General features: G+C 61.3%; 1 protein-coding gene. It reads left to right on the top strand.

Annotated features, from left to right (window positions below):
* The coding region (locus AC1DF4_RS19210; RefSeq protein WP_476914364.1) for a hypothetical protein at positions 1 to 252 on the top strand (252 nt) is incomplete at its 5' end.
* Positions 253 to 359 lie beyond the last annotated feature (107 nt).

Consider the following 359-nt stretch of genomic DNA (forward strand, 5'->3'; position numbering starts at 1 on the left):
GCGTGGGGGTGCCACGAAAGCATGAAAATTTTCCGCTTCCTGCTCCTGGTCCCGCTTGGCGTCCTCGTCCTGGCGCTTATCGGCTGGCTCCTTTTCGTCATGTCCGTCCTTCCCCCGCTCGTTTCCGGCGTCGCGTTCGGCCTCCTGGTCGTCGTTGCCGTCTGGTTCTTCTATGCCCGTAAACGCTCCCCGGTTATTGGCTCCGAAGCTTCGCTGATGCGCGGCCACCGCTCAAAAGATGGGTTGCTCTAATGTCTGTCGTCTCCGCTCTTATCTCCACCCTGAACCGTGGTCCGCTGCTCACCCCCGAGGCGACTGCTGTTAAGCGCCGCCGAGGGCTTCCCATCATGGGGTACATC

This window comes from Arthrobacter sp. 05N429, assembly GCF_056397045.1.